The sequence below is a fragment of the Flaviflexus salsibiostraticola genome, assembly GCF_003952265.1.
In the GTDB taxonomy this organism is placed as follows: Bacteria; Actinomycetota; Actinomycetes; order Actinomycetales; family Actinomycetaceae; genus Flaviflexus; species Flaviflexus salsibiostraticola.
The window spans coordinates 2,004,894-2,026,495 of record NZ_CP034438.1; the positions used below are offsets into that span (position 1 = coordinate 2,004,894).

Sequence of the window (21,602 nt, forward strand, 5' to 3'; positions counted from 1 at the left end):
CCGTGGCGTGTCGGTTGAGCCCCCGGGCCAGGTAGCCTAGACGTGTGACTCTGGAAATTCATGATTCGGCAGCAAAATCCCAGCGCGTGTTCGAGCCCCGCGTGCCCGGCCGCGCCAGCATCTACCTCTGCGGCGCGACAGTGCAGGGTGCCCCCCACATCGGGCACCTGCGGTCGGCGCTCGCCTTTGACGTCCTCACGCGCTGGCTCACCCGCTCCGGATACCGGGTCACGACCGTTCGGAACGTCACCGACATCGACGACAAGATCCTCGCGAAGTCGGCCGAGGCCGACTGGGAATGGTGGGCGTGGGCGTACCGCTTCGAGCAGGAGTTCGCCGCCGCCTACCGCGCGCTCGGCGTCCTGCCGCCGACGTACGAGCCACGGGCGACCGGGCACATCACCGACATGATCGACCTCATCGCCGCGATCATCGATCGCGGCCACGCCTATGTCGGCAGCCCGGGCAACGTCTACTTCGATGTCCGCTCCCTGCCGGATTACGGCTCGCTCACGCGTCAGGACCTCTCGAACATGAGTGTTGACGAGGAGGAGACGGAGCCGGACAAGAGGGACCCGCACGACTTCGCCCTGTGGAAGGCGCCGAAGGAGGGCGAGCCGGAGACGGCCGCCTGGGACAGCCCGTGGGGCCGCGGCAGGCCGGGCTGGCACATCGAGTGCTCGGCCATGGCGGGCCGCTACCTCGGCGATGCCTTCGACATCCACGGGGGCGGCATCGACCTCCGCTTCCCCCACCACGAGAACGAGCAGGCCCAGTCCCACGCCGCAGGCAGGGACTTCGCGAAGTACTGGATGCACAATGCGTGGGTGACCGTCGACGGCGAGAAGATGAGCAAGTCACTCGGCAACTCCCTCATCGTCTCCGAGATCCTTAAGACCGTCCCGGCCCCCGTGCTGCGCTTCGCACTGACGACGGTCCACTACAGGTCGACCGTCGCGTTCTCGCCCACCACCCTCTCGGAGGCCTCCTCGAACTGGGAACGCCTGTCCGGCTTCCTCGCCCGAGCCTCCGAGACCGTCGGCGAGGCGGACGCGGCACGCGTCGCCTCGCTCACCGCCGATGAGCTGCCGACAGAATTCCGGGAGGCGATGGACGACGACCTCAACGTGTCGGCGGCCATGGCCGTCATCCACGACCACGTGACGAAGGCGAATGTCGCCCTCGGCGCTCGCGACGATGTCGCGGTCGCTGACGCGCAGCTCACCATCCGGGCCATGCTCGACGTGCTCGGGCTCGACCCGCGCTCCGAGCAGTGGCTCGGCAGCAGCGGCAGCTCGAACAGCGACGCACTGGCCGTGCTCGTCCAGGACGTGCTCGACCGCCGCGCACAGGCCCGCGCCGATAAGGATTGGTCGCTGGCCGACAGTCTTCGCGACACTCTTGCGGAAGCTGGAATCATCGTCGAAGACAGCGCAGACGGCGTGCGCTGGCACGTCAAGGAGAACTCATGAGCAACCATCAGCCCGCCCGCAAGAAGGGCCCCAAGGTCGGTTCCGGTGGTGTCCGCAGGCGCCGCCTCGAGGGCCGTGGCCCTACGCCGAAGGCCGTCGACCGCGAGTACCACCCCGCCTACGCGAAGAAGAAGGCGAAGGAGGAGCAGGAGCGGAAGGCTGAGGCGATCAAGATCGCACGCGCCGGCGGCAAGCTGCCCTCCTATCTCAAGCTCGAGCCCGGCCATGAGCTCATCGTCGGCCGCAACGCAGTCGTCGAGGCGGTCCGAGCCGACGTCCCCCTCACCCGGGTCTTCATCGTCTCCGGAGCGGTGGACGAGCGGATGGAGGAGGCGGCCCGCGAGGCCGCCGACCGGGGTGCCCCCGTCATCGAGGTCAGCCGCGGCCACCTCGATGTCATGACGGAGAAGGCAGCCCACCAGGGCATCGCCATCGAGGTCCCGCCCTATGACTACACCGACATCGACACGGTCACCGCCGACATCGAGGCGTCGGGGCGGACGGGTCTCATCCTCGCCCTCGATTCGATCACCGATCCGCACAACCTCGGTGCTGTGCTGCGGTCGGCCTCGGCGTTCGACGCCGATGCCGTTCTCATCACCGAGCGCCGTTCGGCGAGCGTCAACGCGACGGTGTGGAAGGTGTCGGCAGGCGCGGCCGCCCGCGTCCCCGTCGCCCGTGAGACGAACCTCGTGCGCACCCTCAACAACCTCAAGTCGCGCGGCTACTTCATCGTGGGCCTCGCCGGCGAGGGGGACGTCATTCTCGACGATCTCGAGCTGGCCGATATGCCGCTCGTCCTCGTCACCGGCTCCGAGGGTCGGGGACTGTCGCGGCTCGTGCGTGACACGTGCGACCAGGTGTGCTCGATTCCGATCTCTGGTGAGATGGAGTCGCTCAACGCGGCAGTCGCCACCGGGATCGCCCTCTACGAAGTCGACCGCCGCCGAAGGAAGGCAGGACAATGACGATGTGGCGCCCCGTCAGCGGGGATATCTACGGGCTTGACCCGCATCTCTTCGACGAGAAAGCGTTCCAGCAGTTCTTCGCCGAGGAGCGGGTCCTTGCGCGCGGGAAGAACATCGAGAACGGCCACTACGAGATCGAGCTCGCCGTCACCGGCCGTCGACGCCGTGTCGCTCTCCTCGACGATGACGGCTACGTCCATCCCGGCATGCCCCTGTCCGAGCTTGTCGACACGATGGACGCGAAGCTCCGCAAGGTTCAGATCATCATTGAGGATCAGGTCCGGTACGGCGACATCAACCTCGGCTCCGTCGCTCCCGACGTCGAGGCCGACATCGCCGTTTTCGAGGAGGACGACGCCGCGGAGACCCTCGAGGTCGAGGGAGGCGAGACGGACGGTGAGCCCGCAGAGTCCGAAGGGACCGACGAGGAGCTGCCCGACGTCCCGATCCTCATGCTGAGCGACCTGGCTCTCGCCGAGCTTCCGGCGCTTGCCGCCGTTACCAAGGTGCCGATGGCGGTCATCCCCCACGGGAACCTCCGGGCAGTCGTCGCCGCCCGCGCGGTGGACGTGAAGAAGATGATCTTCCCCCGACCGGTCTTCCACCTCACCCTGCGGACCCAGGGGGAGGGGGCTCCCATCCTCACAATCGGTCTCGACAACCAGCGGGTGCTCACGTGGACGTGGGATGAGCAGCTGCCGGTCATGGACTGGATGACTGAGCACGGGGCGGCGATGGAGTTCGCCGACGAGCATCTTGGCGCCGGAGCGATTGCGCTGCGCTGCGTCCTCGAATCGAAGCACGGCTCCGCCATCGAGGTCCGCAAGGCGCTCCTGTCCTCGAAGGTCATGGGCCCTGCGTTCTTCATCCAGGCCATGGGCCTGGGTCCCGAGATCCTCGACGTGCTCGAGGGCCGGATGGACGTCAGCGAGATCCCCGACGCGGAGGTCTTCAAGCAGGCGTCGCTGTCGGAGACGATCCGCGAGGTCATCGCCCTCGAGATCTCCGGCCATGGCGTCGCCAAGCCGAAGCTGTGGGAGAACTACCGCAGGCTGTACCTCGACAACCCGGGGCTCATGAACGCCCTCGCGTCGATTCAGGCCGCGGTCGGCGGCTCCGTCTTCGTCGGCTCTCTCCAGGCGAAGGGGCGGAAGGGCCGCTGGGGCGCCGGGGTCGGCGCGCTCCTCATGATCAACTCCCTCTCCCGGATCCTCACCACCCAGTACATCCAGAAGTCGCTCGATCATTCGGATGCGGTGAAGAAGCTCGCCGAGGCCGCCGCCGAGGCTGAGGCGATGGAGAAGAAGATCGAAGCCGAAACCGAGAATCCAGCTGATGACTGACAGGATCGAAGCGTTCTGGAACCGCGCCATCCTCAAGGCGCGGATCAACCAGCTGGAGGTCGTGACCGGGCCTGATCGCGATTCCGCCCTCATGCCCCCGACGTGGTCGATGGACGACGCGAGCGTTGCCGCGGCCCTGAAGAACGGGACGACGGTGCTCGCCTCGCTCGCCACCCAGCATGAGGTCCTCCCCGAGGTGGGCGGACTGTCGATCCTGCTGTGGCAGGACGGGACACCGGCCGCACTCCTGCGGACCACCGAGGTCTCCGTCCACACACAGGCGGAGCTCGACGGCGACGGCGAGGATGCCGGCGACTGGGCGCAGGTGCGCGACTCGGCCCCCGAGGGAGTCGACATCGTCATCGAACGCTTCCGCGTCATCGCCGACAATGCGTAGAGCCCTCCTCCTCGTCGGCGTGCTGCTTCTGGCGGCGTGCGGTGGGGAGGAGCTCCCGGAGCAGGCCGCATCCCCCGCCACGGAGTCGGTGTCTCCCTCCCCATCTGAGTCAGCGCCCGATTCGGATCCTCAATCTGAGCCGCTCACTGTCCTCCTCGTCGGACTCGATGAGGACACCGGCTCACAGCGGGCCGACGTCATCCTGCTCATGCGCGCCGACGCGGAGCGGGAGCACTCATCCATCATGTCGATCCATCGGGACACGTGGGTGACGATCCCCGGCCACGGTGAGGGCAAGGTCAACGCCGCCTACGCCTTCGGCGGCGATGAGCTTCTCGCCGACACGGTGGGTTCGATCTACTCGACGACAGTCGACCACACCGTCACCCTCGACTTCGATGCATTCGTCGCGGTCTCGGAGATCCTCGGGCCCATCACCGTCGACACGGCGGACGGCCCGGTCGAGCTCGTCGGCGGCGAAGCCCTTGACTTTGTGCGCGAGAGGGCGGCTCTGCCGGGTGGGGACTTCGACAGGGTGCGCCGGCAGCAGGCCTACCTGGCCGGCGTCGCCGACGCCCTGCGGTCGGCGGGCCCGGGCCAGCGCGCCGAGGTGATGCGGGCCGTGGCCGAACACGTGACGGTCGACGGGCGCCGTGGGGCAGCAGCCCACCTTCTTCTCCTCGACCTTCTTGCCCGTGTCGAGGGCTCTGAGACGACGTTCTTCTCGAGCCCGCACGGTGGGACCGGATGGTCGCATGACGGGCAATCGATTGTGCTCCCAGGCGACATCGACTCGCTTGCGGATGCGTATGAGGGGGACACGCTCGACGAGTGGCTGGAGACGGTCGGCGCCGAGACGCTCGACAGCCGTCCGGTCGAATGACAACCGCCGTCAGCGGTCGACGACGACGCAGTCCTCGGGGCTGGTGAGCTCCTGGCCGGGGCCGAGCTGCGCGAGCTCCTCCTGCGGCTTCATCTCACCGAAGCTCTGACCGAGCACGATGTCGAGAACCTCGGTCTCCGTCGTGCCATCGAGCAGGACGACGGCCGAGGGGAACAAGCGGGCGACCGTGTACGCCTGGCCGAGCGCGTTCTGGGATGAGTAGATGACGACCGGCGAACCGGGCTCGGCGCCGCCCCAGTTCTCCTGCTCGGAGACGGTGATGCCCTGCTCGATCAGCTGCCCGCTGATGGAGCTGGCGAGACCGGTCCTGTTCGAGGCGTTGTAGACGTTGACGGTGATCGTCGAATACTCGACCGAGGGGGTCCCCTCCGGCAGGCACGGGACGACATTGCTCTGAGCATCATCCGGCCGGGAGGAGAACTCCCGGGAGAACGGCGAGGGCAGGACTCCTGAGAACCACAGCATGCTCACCAGCATGAGGAGGGCGAGGACGATGGCGATACTGCCGAAGATGACGGTCTGCCGCTGCTGAAGCCGCCGCTGGTAGCTGATCCGAGGATTGTCGTTCACCCTCCAACGGTAACCCACCCAGTCTCTGGCGGGGGATGCGACATGGGAGGCCGGCTCAAGGGAAGGGCTCCCCAGCGCTGCCCGTGAGGGTGCTGAGGCACCGCTTTACGATAGGGGAGATGTGGAACGGATCGGTGAGACTACGGCTCCTGCTGGCGACAGCAGTGATCGCCCTTGGCGGATGCGGGTCCATCGCCGATGAGGAGGCGACGGGCACCCTCCTCGAGGGCGGATCATCTGCAGCCGTCTCAGGCGGCTCCGCAGTGGAAGATCCGGGGGGCGAGGCTCCGATCGCCCCCTTCAACCCGGGTTTCCGGCTCGGGGAGGAGTTCGCGAACGACGATGGGACGTTCCGCAGGCTGATCATGCCGGACGATTACGAGGGCATCTACAGCCCCGATATCGTCTCCGAAGCCGACGTCGGCGTTTCCGCCGATGAGCTCGAGGAGGCGCTCCTCCTCACGGGCCGCTTCGCGGCCGAGGAGCTCGCCACATCCGAGCTCGCCTTCGACTATTCGGTTGGCGGCGCCGAGGCGTGGTTTGACGAGCACGAAGACCTGTTCCTCTATCCCGACCGTGCTCGGACCGGGCTCCTCACTACTGGCGAGCCGAATCAGTCCCTCGCCCTGCTCTACACGGACAACGGATGGGACCGGGGTAAACCCGAACGGTTCGGACGATTTCAGAACCTCTCGGTCGATCTCGTGGCACTTGAGGAGGAAGGCGAGCAGCTCATCATCAGCCACCTCGTCGCCCTCGACGCCCGGGTGTGGGGGCCCGGGGGAGTGGAGGGTGCGTTCATCGAGAAGACCCTCCTCCACGCGACCTACACGGTTGAGAAGGTCGACGGGCAGTGGAAGATCGCCGATTACGAGACGATCTGGGACACGCGCTATTGACAAGCCCTCCGCAACCGCCGTCTCTGTTCCGGGAAGCGACCGGCTTCCGAATCCCTCCGAATAACGTCATCGGTGATGAACGTAAATCCCGAGAAGTGGCTTTTGATGTGTTCTGATTGGGGGACCTTCAGCACACGGCTTCCGTCCACTTCGTCCCTACTCTGGGAAAAAACACGAGGGAACGGGGACAAATGTCTACGACGATCGACAATGGAGTCAGCCGCAGAACATTCATGAAGTGGTCCGGCGTTGCGGGCGGCTCGACGGCGCTCGTCGCCACCGCAGCCCATCTTGGAATGCCGAAGGCGCGGGGCGAGAACGGCGATGAGGATGTCGACGCGACCATCTGGTCGGCCTGTGTCGTCAACTGCGGCTCGCGGTGCCCGCTGCGTCTGCAGGTGAAGGACGGCACGGTCGTGCGGGTGCTTCCAGACAACACCGGCGATGACACGCTGTGGAACAGACAGATCCGGGCCTGCGTCCGCGGCCGTAACATGCGCGAGCGCATCTACAACCCTGACCGCATCAAGAAGCCGCTCAAGAGAGTCGGCGCGAAGCGCTCCGATGGGGAGTTCGTCGAGATCTCGTGGGACGAGGCACTCGACCTCCTCGCCGATAAGCTTCAGTACACGTATGACACGTACGGGCCGGAGGCCGTCTACAAGCAGTACGGATCCGGCGTGTGGAATGCCCACATCGCCAACTCCGGCGGGTGGGGCCGCCTGTTCAACCTGCTCGGCGGCTACCTCGGCTACTACGGCAACTACAGCTATCTCCAGATCTCCCAGTGCACGCGATACTTCTACGGAAGCCCGGACGAGCAGATCTCGAACTCGATTGAGGACTCGATCGAGAACTCGCGGCTCATCGTCTGGTGGGGCAACAACCCCCTCGAGACCCGCATGTCCGGCGGCGGTGTTCTCTACACAGCCACCCTGGCCAAGGAGGCCGGAGTCCGCCAGATCGTTGTCGATCCCCGCTACTCGGAGAGTGCCGCCGTCCTCGCGGATGACTGGATCGCCCTCCGGCCGGGAACCGATGCCGCCCTCGTGGCAGGCATGGCGCACGTCATGATCAGTGAAGACCTCCAGGACCAGGACTTCCTCGACACGTACTGCGTCGGCTTCGACGAGGACCACATGCCGGAGGGGGCTCCGAAGAACGCCTCCTACCGCGCCTACATCGAGGGCAAGGGCCCCGACGGTGTCGAGAAGACTCCCGAGTGGGCGGCCGATATCACCGGTGTGCCCGCGTCCCAGATCAGGCAGTTCGCACGCGACGTGGCCACGACGAAGCCCGTCAACATCGCCCAGGGCTGGGGCCCGCAGCGCCACGCCAATGGCGAGAACCAGGCGAACTCGATCTACCTCCTGGCGGCGATGACCGGCAACGTCGGCATCCCCGGCGGCGGCACGGGCGGACGCGAGGGCTACCTCTGGCCGTCGACCCCGTGGCTCGATGATGGAGTGAACCCGGTCGCGACGACCATCTCCTGCTACACGTGGACGGATGCGATCGACCACGGGCCGGAGATGACGGCGCTCGCCAACGGCGTCCAGGGGAAGGACCGGCTCGAGACCGGCATCAAGTTCATGCTCGTCTACGGCTCGAACATGCTGGCCAGCCAGCATGGCGACATCACCCGGACGCGGGAGATCCTCGATGATGACACGAAATGCGAGTTCATCGTTGGTATGGACAACCAGATGAACGCGTCGATGAAGCTGTGCGACCTCGTCCTGCCGGACACGACCACCGCGGAGCGGTGGGACATCGTCCCCTCCGAGTACACGGGCGATATGGCGTACGAGATCATGGCAGCCCAGGCGATCGAGCCGCTGTATGAATCCCGCTCCTCCATCGAGGTGACGTACGAGCTCGCGAAGCGCATGGGTGTGGGCGATGAGTTCTCTGAGGGGAAGGAGACGAGCGAGGACTGGGCCCGCTGGGTTCAGGACACCGCCCGCGAGAACAACCCCGGCATGTTCCCCACCTTCGACGAGCTCCAGGAGAAGGGCGTCTTCCGGTACACAAGCCCGGATGGACCGACCGTGCCGCTCAAGAGCTTCCGCGACGATCCGGAGGCGAACCCGCTGGCCACACCCTCGGGCAAGATCGAGATCTACTCGTCCACGCTCGCGGAGATGGCGGACACGTGGGAGTTCCCGGACCCGGTCGCCGGCGATGAGATCACTCCGATTCCCGCGTATGTCGCGACCCGTGAGGGTCCGGAGGAGGCTCGCTCACAGGAGAAGTATCCGCTCCAGTGCATCGGGCATCACTACAAGGCGCGCACGCACTCGACCTACGGCAACCTCGAGACGCTGCGCCAGGCGCATCAGCAGCGCGTGTGGATCAGCCCGAAGGACGCCGCCGCGCGCGACATCACGAGCGATGACCTCGTCCACGTCTACAACGATCGCGGCCGGATCGCTATACCCGCGATGGTGACCCCGAGGATCATGCCCGGCGTCATCTCCGTCCCCCAGGGAGCCTGGATCGAGCTCGATGAGGACGGCGTCGACCACGGTGGGGCTGTCAACATGCTGACGAGCCTCCGAATGACACCGATCGCGAAGGGCAACGGCCAGCACACCAACCTGGTCCAGGTCGAGAAGGCCTGAGTGTGTGGCCAGCAGACTGCTGGCCACACCTATCCCCAGGACCTGGCTCTTGCCAGCCCTGTCAATGGTGCCCGCCGGATATCCGGCGGGCACCCTGTCACTCTGGGCGGGGCAGCGAGTCAGGATCCTCCGCGGGATAGATCGCCCCTTGGTATCGGGGGTTCATGAGGCTGTCGTGGGAAAGGAGTTCGTCGAGACGCTCCGGATCGACCAGTCCCATCTCCACCACGACCTCCTTGACGGTCCTGCCGGAGCGGGCCGCCTCCTTGCCGACACGGTCGCCGTTGTGGTGGCCGATGACGGGGTTGAGGTAGGTGACGATTCCGATCGAGTTCATGACGTTCCGGAGTCCGACCTCAGGGTTCGCGGTGATGCCGACGACGCACTTGTCGCGCAGGGTCGTCGTCGCGTTCTGAAGGAGTGAGATCGATTCGAAGAGGACGTGGGCGATGACCGGTTCCATGACGTTGAGCTGGAGCTGACCCGCCTCGGCCGCCATCGTCACCGTCACATCGTTGCCGATGACGTTGAAGCAGACCTGGTTGACGACCTCGGGGATGACCGGGTTGACCTTGGCCGGCATGATCGACGAGCCCGCCTGCATCTCCGGCAGGTTGATCTCGTTGAAGCCGGCCCTCGGCCCCGAGGAGAGCAGCCGCAGGTCGTTGCAGATCTTCCCGAGCTTGACGGCGGCGCGCTTGATTCCCGCGTGCATCGACACGTACGCCCCAGCATCCGACGTCGCCTCGATGAGGTTGTGGGAGAGCACGATAGGAAGGCCGGACACCTCGGCGAGTCGTTCAACTGCGAGCTCGGCATAGCCTTCGGGTGCGTTGAGGCCCGTGCCGATCGCGGTGGCGCCGAGATTGACCTCGAGGAGCAGGCTCGCCAGGCTGTCGAGATGGCGGACCTCTTCACGAAGGAGCACGGAGAAGGCCATGAACTCCTGCCCGAGCGTCATCGGCACCGCATCCTGCAGCTGAGTCCGGCCCATCTTCAGGTGGTCGGCGAACTCATCTGACTTCGCCTCGAACGCGTCGGCAAGGCTGTCGATCTCCTCCCAGAGCGCGCGGACGCTCGTGTAGAGTGCCAGCCGGAACCCTGTCGGGTAGGCATCGTTCGTCGACTGGCTCTTGTTGACATGATCGTTCGGGTTGACGACGTCGTACCGGCCCTTTTCGAGCCCCATCGACTCGAGCGCCAGATTGGCGACCACCTCGTTCGTATTCATGTTGACCGACGTACCGGCCCCGCCCTGGAAGACGTCGACCGGGAACTGGTCCATGCAGCGGCCGCCGACCAGGATCTCGTCACAGGCCGTGAGGATTGCGTCGGCAATATGGGAGGGGATCGTGCGGAGCTCCCTGTTGGCAGAGGCGGCCGCCCGCTTGACCTGGACCATGGCGCGCACGAGGGCTGGAACGTTATTGATGGTCAGGGGGCTGATCTTGAAGTTGTCGATGGCACGCTGGGTATGGATGCCGTAGTAGGCGTCTGCGGGTATCTCACGCGTGCCGAGCAGATCTCGCTCAGTTCTGGTCTTCAACGGACTGTGCTCCTCCATCGCCCGACTTGTGGCCGAGCGGCATGTATGACCCGCCCGTGGATGGTCGAGCGGGGTGCGGATGCTTCGCGACTTTCAGTCAAACAGAACGCCGATCGCATGTCCCGAGAACCCCGCGGTCCGACCATAGGTCCCGTGGGAATGCACGAGTTCGCAGGCCGATTGTCGCTCGCGGCTGACCGCGGCCCCTATGGGCGGGCGGTCAGCGCAGGAGCGGCTGGGCGATGACAACGTTGTCGACCTCGTCGCGGGTGGGCGCGTAGGCGCCCTCCTGGCTGACGGTGAGACCAGCGGTGACGACGCCGCGGTGCAGGGCGGGCTGAACATCGTGCCAGCGCACCCGCCGCAGTTCAGCCTTCGCTGATGCGCTCCCGAGGAGGCCGGCATCGAGCAGCCCCGAGAGCAGGCCGGACATGAAGGAGTCGCCCGCACCGACCGTGTCGACCACCTCGACATCGAGGGCGTCGATGACGAGCATGTCCCGGTCGCCCGCGAGCCTCGCGTACGAGCCCCATGGGCCGCGGGTGACGACGATGAGGGCCGGACCCATGGCCGCCCAGCGCCGCATGATCTCTTCGACAGGAGTATCGGGATAGAGCCATTCAAGGTCCTCATCGGATGCCTTGACGACGTCGCAGTGCCCGACGATCTGTTCGATGCGGTTCCTGACAAGGCCGGGCCGCTTCATGATCGCAGGGCGCAGGTTCGGATCGTAGGAGACGGTTCCCTGGATCGCCATGCGCTTGACGGCCGCGAACACGTCCATCGCGCCCGGCTCGAGTGTGGCGCCGATCGAGCCGACGTGGAGATGGGAGATCTCCTTCGGTGAGGGCAGCGTCGGCACCTCCCAGAGGAGATCGAACTCGTAGGAGGCGCTGCCTGTGTCGTCGATCGTTGCCGTCGCGACCGACGTGCGCTCGGCGCGGTTGCTGCCGTCGATGACATCGATGCCGTATTCCGCCGCTGTGCGTTCGATGAGGTGGCCGTGTGCGTCACCGCCCCACCACGAGGCGAGTGAGGTGGGGTGGCCGAGCCGGGCGAGTCCCGCCGCGACGTTGAACGGGCTGCCGCCCACGTGCTCGGAAGTCTTCCTCCCTCGGGTGACGACATCGATCAGCGCCTCACCGACACATAGAACCTGTTCACCCGGCGAGATCATTGGCGCTCCTCCTGCTCGAAAGCGACGGGTCCTCGGTGACCCGTCTGCACCCAGACTAGTCCAGGATCATGGTCGAGTTGTGGCTGTGGCCACACTGATTATTGGTCGAGCCGGGGCGGCGGCGGGTTGAGTGTGCCGAGCCAGAAGAGCCGGCGGAAGTAGATGTTGGCGATGGAGCCGACGAGGAGGGCGGTGATGACCGTGCCGAGGCCGATGCCGCGCAGCTCTCCGAAGAACGCGAAGGAGCAGATCGCGGCGATGGTGATGAGCGTCCAGTCGAAGATGACCTTGACCGTCCCGAAACGCACCTTGGTCACGATCCCGATCGCCTTGACCGCGCCCTCGCCCGGCACGACGAGCACGCCGGGCGAGACCTGGAGTGCGATGCCGAAGGCAAGGATGGTGCACCCGATGACGACCACGAGCAGCTGGAGCCACATCGCCTCTGGATTCATCCAGCCCAGCGCCCACAGCGAGATATCGATGAACCCGGAGAAGATGACGTTGACGAGGAGCTGGAGCCACTGGATCGGCGGGAACCGCCGCCGCAGGAGGACTGCCTGCAGAACGATGAAGAGGAAGTTGAGAACGAAGGTGAATGCGCCGATCGAGGGTGGGAAGCGGAAGCTGGCGACGTAGGACAGCGAGGTGATCGGGGTGGTCCCAAGTGAGGCTTTCGTGATGAACGCGATTCCGAAGGCCGTGACGACGACGCCGACGAGGAATCACATGTACCTGGCGAAGAGGGAGGGACGTTTTACCACTGTTCGACTTTAGTCCCGTTTCGTGCTGTTTTCCGTCGTCTGTGACCAGATCGTCCCTGCGTGAGGCTGGGCTGGCGGGGCTGTGACCTGGGTTTTCGGCTGGTGAGGGTCAGAGGTCGACGAGTGTGAACTATCTGTGAGTCATCGGTGTCGAAAAGGTGAAGTGAGCGTGACATACTCGTTCTGGCAACCTGGACAAGAGCGTCCAGCCGGATGTTATGTGGAGTGGCATGGCGACCCGATCACCGAAGCCGAACTCAGCCGAAACGCTGGCGTTCCGTGACGTTCTTGAGAAGAATACGGGCTGGAATATAGGTTTCGCTCTCTTGATGGGTGTCTCCTTCTATCTCTTTGTGAGATGGGGACTGGACTACATTGCCCCGGATGCGAGCGTCCCACTCTTCCTCCTGTCGACGCTCTTCGGTCTCTTCATGGCCTTTAACATTGGCGGGAATGACGTCGCCAACTCCTTCGGCACCTCCGTGGGTGCTGGAACGCTGACGATCAAACAGGCTCTGCTCATCGCTGCCGTGTTCGAGGTCAGCGGCGCCGTCATCGCGGGCGGTGAGGTCACCGATACGGTGCGCAGCGGCATCGTTGATCTCAGCGCGGTATCCATGAGCGCGAACGATTTCATGTACATCATGATGAGCTCGCTGCTCGCCGCCGCGATCTGGCTCCTCTTCGCCTCGAAGAGGGGCTATCCCGTCTCGACGACGCACTCGATCGTCGGTGGCATTGTCGGTGCCGCCGTCATGGTCGGTGCCGTCACCGGCGCAGACAACGCGTTTGACATGGTCCAGTGGGGCCAGATCGGCCAGATCGCCATCTCCTGGGTGCTGTCACCGCTGCTCGGCGGGCTCGTCTCGTATGTCATGTACCGGTGGATCAAGAAGCACATCCTCCAGTTCAACGACGCGGCGGACGAAGCGCTGGCGGCGCTGGGTCAGCGGCGCCAGAAGCATCTCATGGAGCACAAGCGTGCCTTCGAGGTGCTCAGCGACCTGCAGGGCATGGCCTACACGGAGGCTCTCGAGCGCGACGAGAGGCGTGTGAAGACCGGCGACTACAAGCTCGACGAGCTCGAATCCGAGTACTACCGCGAGCTGGAGCTCATCGACCGCGAGGCGCGGAAGATCGACGCCCACCGGGCCCTGGAGAAGTGGGTGCCCGCCCTCGCATCCTTCGGCGCACTCGTCATCGCCTCCATGCTGATCTTCAAGGGCCTGTCCAACCTTGAGCTGGGACTGACAGCGGAGATGCAGTTCGGAATCCTCGCCATGGTTACTCTCGGCGCGTGGATGGCCACGTCGATCCTTGTCCGTCTCCTCAAGCGCAAGTCACTCCAGCGCTCCACCTTCCTCGTGTTCTCGTGGATGCAGGTGTTCACGGCCTCCGCCTTCGCCTTCTCCCACGGCTCGAATGACATCGCCAACGCGATCGGTCCGTTCGTCGCCATCCTCGACGTTCTCCGAACAGGGACCCTCGAGGACATGGCACCCGTTCCCACGGCCGCGCTCGTCACCTTCGGCGTCGCCCTCGTCGTGGGCCTGTGGTTCACGGGTCGCAACGTCATCCGCACCGTCGGCACGAGCCTGACGAAGATGCACCCATCGTCGGGTTTCGCGGCAGAGCTGTCGGCCGCCATGGTCGTCATGGCCGCATCGGTCCTCGGGCTGCCCGTCTCCTCGACCCATATCCTCATCGGCGCCGTCCTCGGCATCGGCGTCGTCAACAGGGCGGCCAACTGGAAGCTCATGAAGTCGATCGGCATCACCTGGGTCGTCACTCTGCCGGTCGTCTCGATCCTTGCCGCCATCATCGTCATCGTGCTGCGCATGGTCTTCTGATACGTGTCAGCTGTCAGCAATCTTCCCGGCGTTCTCCAAGCAGGCATGCTTAGACTCGAGGGAATTCGACAGCGACAACGTAGGAGACGAACCATGAAACTGAGCAACGCGATTCTCCGGGGCATTCCCGGTGCATTCATCCTCAATTCGGGCGTAGGCAAACTCGGCATGGACGAGGGCACTGCCGAGCATCTGCAGAACATGGCGAAGGTGGCTGTGCCCGCACTCGGCAACATGAGCCCCAAGGAGTTCGGCAGGTTCCTCAGCTACGGCGAGACCGCCGTCGGTGCGGCCCTCCTCCTACCCTTCGTGCCCACCCGGATCGCAGGCCTCGCCCTCACGACGTTCGGTGCTGGCATGGTCGCCAGCTACCTCAAGCTCCCGGGCATGACACAGGAGGATGGCATCCGACCGACGGACGATGGCATCGCCCTCGCGAAGGACAGCTGGCTCCTCGCCATCGGCGCTGCACTCGCGCTCCGCGGCTCAAAGTAGTCCCACCCAGAATCAGTGAAGCCGCAGGCCGATGGCCTGCGGCTTCACTGATTCTGCGTTCCTCTCCCCGTGGTGGTCTGCTCAGACCTCCCATCGCACGTCACCGGGTGCCTTGTCCTCGCGCCACCCGCGCCACACGGCGTGGCGCACGCTGCCGCCTCGAGTCCGACCGGCAATCGACACCTCGGCGACGAGTTTCGGCGTCACCCACCACGCGTCCCTCCTGTCAGCGTCGGGTATACCCGCGATCGGCGGAGTCTTCCGTCTGATCCGTTCCAGCCGCTTCTTGATCTCCGCCAGCTGGGCCTGGGTGAATCCAGTGCCGACCCGCCCGGCGTAGACCAGATCCCCCTCCCCGTCCGGGACCGCGACGAGAAGGGACCTGATCCGGTCTGGATTGTCCGCCCCGTGCCGGGCGCCGACGATGACGACCTCTTGATGGATCTGGAGTTTGAGCTTGATCCAGGCGGAGCCTCGCTGGCCCGAGAGATACGTGGAGTCGATTCTCTTGGCGACGACGCCCTCCAGGCCGAGCTCGCGGCTCACCCGCTGGGCGAGCTCAAGCCGGCCGGTGTGTGCGGGTGGGATGGCAATGGCCTCCCCGGCGGCAAGGGAGTCCAGCAGGATCTCCCGGCGCTCGCGGTAGGGAGTCCTCACGAGGGAGCGGCCCGCGCCTGGACCGGGCGGCCCGAGTTGGAGGATGTCGAAGACCATATAGCGCAGCTCAGCGGCCTCGCCATCCTTGATCGAGGCCTGCAGGAGCCCAAAGTCGGGCCGCCCCTGCTCGTCGAGGGCGACCAGCTCCCCGTCGAGGACTGCTCCGCCCTGTTCGCCGGCCTCACCCTGCAACAGCTCAACGAGCTCGATTCCCGCGGGGAAGGCGTGTGTCAGGTCTTTGCCGTTCCGACTTGCGAGGGCGAGTCCGCCTCCCGTGTCAACGCCGGTGATGATGCGGTAGCCGTCCCACTTCATCTCGAATGCCCATTCCTCGCCGTCGGCGATGCTGCGCGCGATCTCAGCGGGTGTGCCGCGGGTGGCGAGCATGGGCGCCGGAAGGTCGCTCACGCTGACGGTCGGCTGGGGGTCAGTCCGCGGCCTGTCCGAGGGCTTCGACCGGGGACCCGTGGCCGTTGTAGACCCCGTGTCCTTCGAGGTGCCCGTGTCTGTGCCGTCAGAGGCCGAGGTGTCTTCGTCCGGCTGATCGTTCATGAGTCGGATAAGCCAATTCTTGTCCTCGCCCATGCCCGGAGCGTTGATAAGGGCGTAGCGCCGTGGGACCCCGCCGAGCCCTCCATCTGGCCTGCCGTGGAGGACAACGATGACCTCTTTGCCCTCGCGCCACTTCTCACGCTCATAGACGCCCGCGTCCCAGATCGTCACCTCCCCGGCACCATATTCGCCCGGGGCGATCGTGCCCTCGAACGTGCCGTACTCGAGAGGGTGGTCCTCGGTCATGACCGCCAGGCGGTTGGTGTCCTTCTCGAGCGGAGGGCTCTTCGGCACCGCCCACGAGACGAGAACTCCCGAGTGTTCGAGACGGAAATCCCAGTGGAGGCGCCGGGCGTGATGCTCCTGAATGACGAAAGATGGCAGGTCGCCCTCGTCAAGGGTGCGGGGTCGAGGGGGATCCGCTGGTACGGGCTCAGCCGTCTTCTCTGGGTTCCTCATCGACCTGTACGTGGTGAGCCGATCAACCGTCTCCGCTTCTGATCCCGCAGCGAGCGGCGCAATCGGGTCGAACCCGTCGGCCAGGCGATCGAGGACCTGTTCCATCACCAGATGGTCGAGGTCGGGCTCATCGAGCTCCTCCCACGTGCGGGGAGCGGCGACGGTCGGCCTGAGGCGACCGCGGAGCGAATAGGGGCTGATCGTCGTCTTCGAGGCGCTGTTCTGGCTCCAATCGACGAAGACCTTCCCGGTTCGCTTCGCCTTCTTCATCTCCGACACGACGAGGTCGCCATGGTCGGCTTCGAGGGCTCGGGCAAGCTCCTTGGCGACGGAGGAGATCGCGTCAGAGTTGTGGGCGCCCTCGAGCGGGGCGTACAGGTGAATCCCCTTCGAGCCCGAGGTGACCGGGTACGTCTCCATCCCCATGTCATCGAGGATCTCGCGGCACCAGCGGGCCACCTCCGCGCATTCGATCAGCCCGACGCCGGGTCCGGGGTCGAGATCGAGGACGAGCCGGTCGGGATTGCGGGGCTGGCCGTTCCGGCCGAATCGCCACTGCGGCACGTGCAGCTCGAGGGCCGCCACCTGAGCGAACCACGCGAGCGTGGCCGGCTCCTCGACGAGCGGGTAGCGGTTGATGCGACTCGAGTGGGTGATCTTGCCGACCGGGATCCAGGAGGGCGCGGAATCCTCGAGATCCTTGCGGAAGAAGACCTCGCCGGGCTCCTCGGCGGTGCCGACACCGTCGACCCATCGCTTGCGGGTGACGGGCCTGCCGCGAAGGAGCGGGAGAATCGCGTCGGCCACGGCGAGGTAATAGTGGATGACCTCAGCCTTGGTCGTCCCCGTCTCGGGGTACATCACCTTGCCCAGATTGGTGACCGACAGTGAGCGCTCGCCAACCTGGAACTTCTTCCCGTGGGCCACGGCCGTTCCTTTCTCGAGCGTTCTCTGAGAGTAGACTCCATGTCTTTGCCGCTCAACCTTTCGGCAAGGGGGCGGTCTGTCTAGGCTGTGCGACATGCGTGCAGTGTGGACGGGTGCAATCACCTTCGGCCTCGTCAATGTTCCGGTCAAGGCCTACAGCGCGGTGGAGGATCATGACATCCGTTTCCACCAGGTCCACAATGCCGACGGCGGCCGAATCAGGTACGAGCGCAAGTGCGAAGTGTGCGGCAAGAAGGTCGAATACAAGGACATCGACAAGGCCTATCAGGAGGGTGAGGACACGGTCGTCATCACCGAGGAGGACCTGAAATCCCTGCCCTCCGCGGAGAACCGCGAGATCGAGGTCGTCCAGTTCGTGCCGGGCGACCAGGTCGACCCCATCATGTTCGAGCGCAGCTACTATCTTGAACCCGAGGGCAAGTCGCCCAAGTCCTATCTGCTCCTTCGCCAGACGCTCGAGGACACCGACCGTATCGCCATCGTCCAGTTCGCGCTGCGCCAGAAGACCCGCCTCGGTGCGCTTCGCGTCCGCGGCAAGGTGCTCATCCTCCACGGCCTCCTGTGGGCCGATGAGGTGCGCGAGATGGACTTCCCGAATGCGAAGTCGAGGGCGAAGATCAGCGACCAGGAGCTTAAGCTGTCGGCCGCCCTCGTCGACCAGTTCGCCTCGGACTTCACACCAAAGGACTTTGAGGACGAGTACCAGATCGAGCTGCGCAAACTCATCGACGCCAAGCTCAAAGAAGGAGACACCCTCGACACGGCCGCGACCTTCGGGGAGCGGGAGGAGCATGCTGAGGATGAGGCCGACGTCATCGACCTTATGGAGGCGCTCAAGGCCTCCCTCGATAAGAAGCGCGGCTCTGAGCGCAAGTCGAAACGAGGCAGCGGAGGGAAGAATCCCTCGAAAAGTGCGTGAGGAAAGGGTTCGCACGCGGGACCGATCTGTTGACAGGTCCAGCCTCCATGATCGTTCAGTGCAGCGCGAACCCGTCGCTCGCCGTTGCCAGGACTCGCGCCCCAGCACGTTGAGCGTATGCCCTCACGGGCTGGAGCGTATGACCGCGTCGCGGTCATACTGGGCTGGAGCCCGGCCAACGCAGCGCCGACATCAGCCCGTCGATGAGGTGGATGCCGATCGTGACGGGGCTACAGGTGTTCATCGACATGCTGGGCTCCGAGGCGGTCCCCGCGGCCTACGGCCACAACTATGGCAATGTCGCCCTCGCCGGCTGGCAGCAGATCACGCCCGATTTGGGCCTCGACAGGGAGGTGTTGGCGAAGATTCAGGCTGAGATCGAAGCCTATGCGCCGATTCCACTCTTCGAGGAGTAGAATTTCTGGCTCATCTCATCGCCCTGAGAACGCCGGATCAGTCTGTCGCCGGCGGGCCGACTGGACTTTCGGCCCGCCGGCCCGCGCAGGACAGTCGAGGATCAAGGCTGGCGGCCGGAGCGGACTGCCGCGGCGGCCGCGCCGTTCTGGCCGGCGCAGCTGTAGGTGCCCCTGGCACTGGTCGTGTCGGAGTACCCGAGCGAGATGGCGATGCAGGATGCGTTCTGTTCGAGACCGCGGGTTCCGCTTGTTCCGTAGATTGCGTTGAGGCGAGCCTGGGCGGTGGCGTAATCGTAATTGAAGGCGCGGGCCTGGAGGACATGGCCACACTCATGGGCCGCGGCGAAGCGGAGCGCACCCTGAGGTGTACCCGGGTGCGAGTTGAGGCGGATGATGTTCGTACCCCAGCGATTCATGCCGAGGTAACCGGCGCCGAGGTTCTCCCACTGGACGGCGGCGCCGCAGACCTGGGCGGCGACACTCTCCGCAGCCGCGCGGCCTGACGGCGCAGGTGCCGGGGCGGGAGCGGGAGCAGGTGCTTGGGCCGGGGCTTGGCGAGGTGCCGGCGCAGGTGCGCCAGCCGAGGAGGCGGTGGTGGCCGGCGCAGCCTGCGGTGCCTCGGTCTGTTGGGCGACACTCTGTCCCCATGCGACGTGAGTCTCCATGGCGGCCTTCGAGACGTTTCCGTCCTCATCGATGAGACGGGGATTTGAGAGCACGATGTCATAGTAGGCGCGGGCGGTGCCGTGCCAGCCGGGCTCTGCGTCCGAGCCGGCCTCGATCAGCTGCCTCATCTCCGGGCTGAGCTCATCGAAGGTGAGAATCGTGACCGGCTCTTCCGTCTTCTCGGCGGGCGGCTCCTTGGTCTCAGGCGTCGGCTCCTCGTCGGGGACCGGGCTGGCGGTGGAGGTTGAAACCTCTTCGATGGCTGACGGGGCCGGTTCGGGCTCTGCGGGCAAGGGGCTGAAATCTGTGGAGAATGCAGTGACGGCGAATGCGGCCGCCACGCATGAGATGAGAATCTTCTTCATGGCTCTTTCTGTTACGAGGGCAGCGGACAGCAGGCCCTGGCTGGCATATTTTTTGTTTTGGCACCCCGAGTACGCGTGTGATACAAGGAGCCATTAAGAATATAATGCATTGTACGACGTTTCGTGTGAAATGGAAGGCCAATTCACGCCACATCTCGTTATAGACGCCAACTAGATTGAGAGTGCTCAGTCGACAACTTCGCGGCATGGAGGGGGTCGAAGTCCGGAATACGAGAGGCCGTGCGGGAGGAGAGTCTGTCGGGGGGCAGGGAGAGGGGTGACAACTCTGGTCGCCTGCCACCGTTCTGGCCCGGCGAGGCCGACGGTGGTGCGACTGAGGGCCGACGCGCGGACCTGCCGCACGAGCCCCACGCGGCTTATAGGACAAAATGTGTTGGTTTTGTTTGATCGGAGGGGTGTCAGTCCCAGGTTGTGATGTAGCTGGTCGAGTGGTGCAGCTCGTTCCAGACGGCTGCGGTGCCGATGCCCGGCAGGCCGATGTCCCGGGCGTGTTCGCCGCGGCTGGCCGCAGCTCGGTAGTAGGCCTGGATCTGGGTGTCGGTGGGCATGGTCCTGAGGATGTGTGCGGGACTGGCAGGGTATTCAGTGTGCATGTAGCACCACCACATGATCGCTTTGATCCGCCTGTCCAGGCTCATCCCGCGGTGATCGCGTAGCAGGGCCCGCAGTTGAGTGTTGATCCCACCCTCGATCCGGTTATTCGTCGCTGGCAGTGGCATGTGCAGGTAGGCGCCGACCGGGAAGTTGGCGGGATCGACGTAGGTGAACAAGGTCTTGGTCCGGATCAGCGTATCGAGGGCTGAGCGGGCCGTGACCAGACGCTGGTGAGTGAGTACGACCTGCCCCGTGGCGAGTCGAGTGCGCTCAGCCAGGAAGGCCTCCCATGTGGCGCGCCATTGGGTGTAAGCGGCCAGCCATGCCGCGGCCCCGGTGTTATCGCGGACGTGGAGCAGCGCTCTAGCCAGGCCGTAGAGTTCCACTCCGGCCTGAGTGCGGGGCCGGGTCGTGGTCTGGCGACGCACCTGGCTGAAAGCATGGAACGTACAGCGCTGGACCTTCGTGGTGGGCCAGTGCGCCCGGCGGGCTTTGGCAAAGCCTGATCCACCATCGGTGACCACTACCTGTGGCGGTGCGATCCGGGCCAGCAGCGCACCCCAGGCCTGGCTGTGTTCACTGCGTGCGAGGTACCAGCCCACGACATGGGTGTCGGTGGAGGCGATCAGGATCACGGCGCTGCGTCCGAGGTGGATCCCATCGACGTAGATCACCCGGTGGACCTCGTCGACCACCTCGGGGGTGGGCCACAGCTGCCAGAACCGTGCGGTGCGCCGACGGAAGGTCCGTCCCGCCCCGGGCAGGTCTCGCTGGCGCTGGCGGGAAAACAGAAAGGACAAGAACAGGGCGAAGTCTTTCGCGGAGGTGTCGATCGCCGCTACGCGACTCGTCCTGCACCCGGCACAGCGGTAGCGCTGACGTCCCGTACTGGTCTTTCCATAGCGTGTCATCGCCTGCTCGCACGGGCGGCAATAAGGAGTGTTCACCCTCCCTATCAGGCAACTTGGACCCTGCCTTTTCGGTGAGAACGCGCCG

At 65.3% G+C, this 21,602-nt stretch carries 18 protein-coding genes; 11 read left to right on the forward strand and 7 right to left on the reverse strand.

Annotated features, from left to right (window positions below; all coding sequences use genetic code 11):
• The first annotated feature begins 44 nt into the window (after nucleotides 1-44).
• The 5 genes from cysS to EJO69_RS09345 are packed head-to-tail and all read left to right on the forward strand — an operon-like array spanning nucleotide 45 to nucleotide 5,063.
• The gene (cysS, locus tag EJO69_RS09330) at nucleotides 45-1,472 is read left to right on the forward strand and encodes a cysteine--tRNA ligase (protein ID WP_126041262.1); all 1,428 of its coding nucleotides are present in this window, start codon (nucleotides 45-47) and stop codon (nucleotides 1,470-1,472) included.
• A complete protein-coding gene (gene rlmB / locus EJO69_RS09335) occupies nucleotides 1,469-2,440 on the forward strand; it encodes a 23S rRNA (guanosine(2251)-2'-O)-methyltransferase RlmB (protein WP_126041264.1) in 972 nt (323 codons plus the stop codon). Before cysS ends, rlmB begins: the two co-directional genes overlap by 4 nt.
• Nucleotides 2,437-3,783, forward strand: coding sequence for a hypothetical protein (locus tag EJO69_RS09340; RefSeq protein ID WP_126041266.1), 1,347 nt, complete (start codon nucleotides 2,437-2,439; stop codon nucleotides 3,781-3,783). The genes rlmB and EJO69_RS09340 overlap by 4 nt, the downstream gene beginning before the upstream one ends.
• Nucleotides 3,776-4,180 (forward strand): ASCH domain-containing protein, encoded by a 405-nt coding sequence (locus EJO69_RS12365; protein WP_164519932.1) that lies wholly within the window; start codon nucleotides 3,776-3,778, stop codon nucleotides 4,178-4,180. The genes EJO69_RS09340 and EJO69_RS12365 overlap by 8 nt, the downstream gene beginning before the upstream one ends.
• Complete coding sequence (locus tag EJO69_RS09345; protein ID WP_164519933.1) at nucleotides 4,173-5,063, forward strand: LCP family protein; 891 nt, start codon at nucleotides 4,173-4,175, stop codon at nucleotides 5,061-5,063. The genes EJO69_RS12365 and EJO69_RS09345 overlap by 8 nt, the downstream gene beginning before the upstream one ends.
• Before the next feature lie 9 nt (nucleotides 5,064-5,072).
• Here the strand turns inward: EJO69_RS09345 and EJO69_RS09350 are convergent, their stop codons facing one another.
• Nucleotides 5,073-5,654 (reverse strand): LytR C-terminal domain-containing protein, encoded by a 582-nt coding sequence (locus EJO69_RS09350; RefSeq protein ID WP_126041270.1) that lies wholly within the window; start codon nucleotides 5,652-5,654, stop codon nucleotides 5,073-5,075.
• Between the two features lie 134 nt (nucleotides 5,655-5,788).
• Between EJO69_RS09350 and EJO69_RS09355 the strand changes: the two genes are divergently transcribed.
• Nucleotides 5,789-6,553, forward strand: a complete 765-nt coding sequence (locus EJO69_RS09355) for a hypothetical protein (protein ID WP_126041272.1) — start codon at nucleotides 5,789-5,791, stop codon at nucleotides 6,551-6,553.
• Between the two features lie 191 nt (nucleotides 6,554-6,744).
• Nucleotides 6,745-9,177: a DMSO/selenate family reductase complex A subunit gene (locus tag EJO69_RS09360; protein ID WP_126041274.1), complete on the forward strand. Its 2,433-nt coding sequence runs from the start codon at nucleotides 6,745-6,747 to the stop codon at nucleotides 9,175-9,177.
• A 97-nt stretch (nucleotides 9,178-9,274) separates the two neighbouring features.
• Here EJO69_RS09360 and aspA read toward each other — a convergent pair whose 3' ends face one another.
• From aspA to EJO69_RS12610, 3 genes are all read right to left on the reverse strand, one after another.
• Entirely contained in the window at nucleotides 9,275-10,723 is a 1,449-nt protein-coding gene (gene aspA / locus EJO69_RS09365; protein WP_245993614.1) for an aspartate ammonia-lyase, read from the reverse strand.
• Between the two features lie 220 nt (nucleotides 10,724-10,943).
• Nucleotides 10,944-11,900 (reverse strand): carbohydrate kinase family protein, encoded by a 957-nt coding sequence (locus tag EJO69_RS09370; protein ID WP_126041278.1) that lies wholly within the window; start codon nucleotides 11,898-11,900, stop codon nucleotides 10,944-10,946.
• 98 nt (nucleotides 11,901-11,998) lie between these two features.
• Complete coding sequence (locus EJO69_RS12610) at nucleotides 11,999-12,592, reverse strand: YczE/YyaS/YitT family protein (protein ID WP_342769238.1); 594 nt, start codon at nucleotides 12,590-12,592, stop codon at nucleotides 11,999-12,001.
• Between the two features lie 302 nt (nucleotides 12,593-12,894).
• Here EJO69_RS12610 and EJO69_RS09380 point away from each other — a divergent pair, with 302 nt between their 5' ends.
• Both EJO69_RS09380 and EJO69_RS09385 read left to right on the forward strand, forming a co-directional pair.
• Nucleotides 12,895-14,514, forward strand: a complete 1,620-nt coding sequence (locus EJO69_RS09380) for an inorganic phosphate transporter (RefSeq protein WP_126041280.1) — start codon at nucleotides 12,895-12,897, stop codon at nucleotides 14,512-14,514.
• 93 nt (nucleotides 14,515-14,607) lie between these two features.
• Nucleotides 14,608-15,009 carry a hypothetical protein gene (locus EJO69_RS09385; protein ID WP_126041283.1) on the forward strand — a complete coding sequence of 134 codons (402 nt, stop codon included), beginning with the start codon at nucleotides 14,608-14,610 and terminating at the stop codon, nucleotides 15,007-15,009.
• 81 nt (nucleotides 15,010-15,090) lie between these two features.
• Here EJO69_RS09385 and EJO69_RS09390 read toward each other — a convergent pair whose 3' ends face one another.
• Nucleotides 15,091-17,604, reverse strand: coding sequence for an ATP-dependent DNA ligase (locus tag EJO69_RS09390; protein WP_211331412.1), 2,514 nt, complete (start codon nucleotides 17,602-17,604; stop codon nucleotides 15,091-15,093).
• Between the two features lie 94 nt (nucleotides 17,605-17,698).
• Here EJO69_RS09390 and ku point away from each other — a divergent pair, with 94 nt between their 5' ends.
• Both ku and EJO69_RS09400 read left to right on the forward strand, forming a co-directional pair.
• A complete protein-coding gene (ku, locus tag EJO69_RS09395; protein WP_126041287.1) occupies nucleotides 17,699-18,544 on the forward strand; it encodes a non-homologous end joining protein Ku in 846 nt (281 codons plus the stop codon).
• A gap of 164 nt (nucleotides 18,545-18,708) precedes the next feature.
• Nucleotides 18,709-18,960, forward strand: a complete 252-nt coding sequence (locus EJO69_RS09400) for an alpha/beta-hydrolase family protein (protein ID WP_281272854.1) — start codon at nucleotides 18,709-18,711, stop codon at nucleotides 18,958-18,960.
• Between the two features lie 101 nt (nucleotides 18,961-19,061).
• Here the strand turns inward: EJO69_RS09400 and EJO69_RS09405 are convergent, their stop codons facing one another.
• Nucleotides 19,062-19,991, reverse strand: coding sequence for a hypothetical protein (locus EJO69_RS09405; protein WP_126041291.1), 930 nt, complete (start codon nucleotides 19,989-19,991; stop codon nucleotides 19,062-19,064).
• 419 nt (nucleotides 19,992-20,410) lie between these two features.
• Nucleotides 20,411-21,553 (reverse strand): IS1249 family transposase, encoded by a 1,143-nt coding sequence (locus tag EJO69_RS09410; RefSeq protein ID WP_281272838.1) that lies wholly within the window; start codon nucleotides 21,551-21,553, stop codon nucleotides 20,411-20,413.
• Nucleotides 21,554-21,602 lie beyond the last annotated feature (49 nt).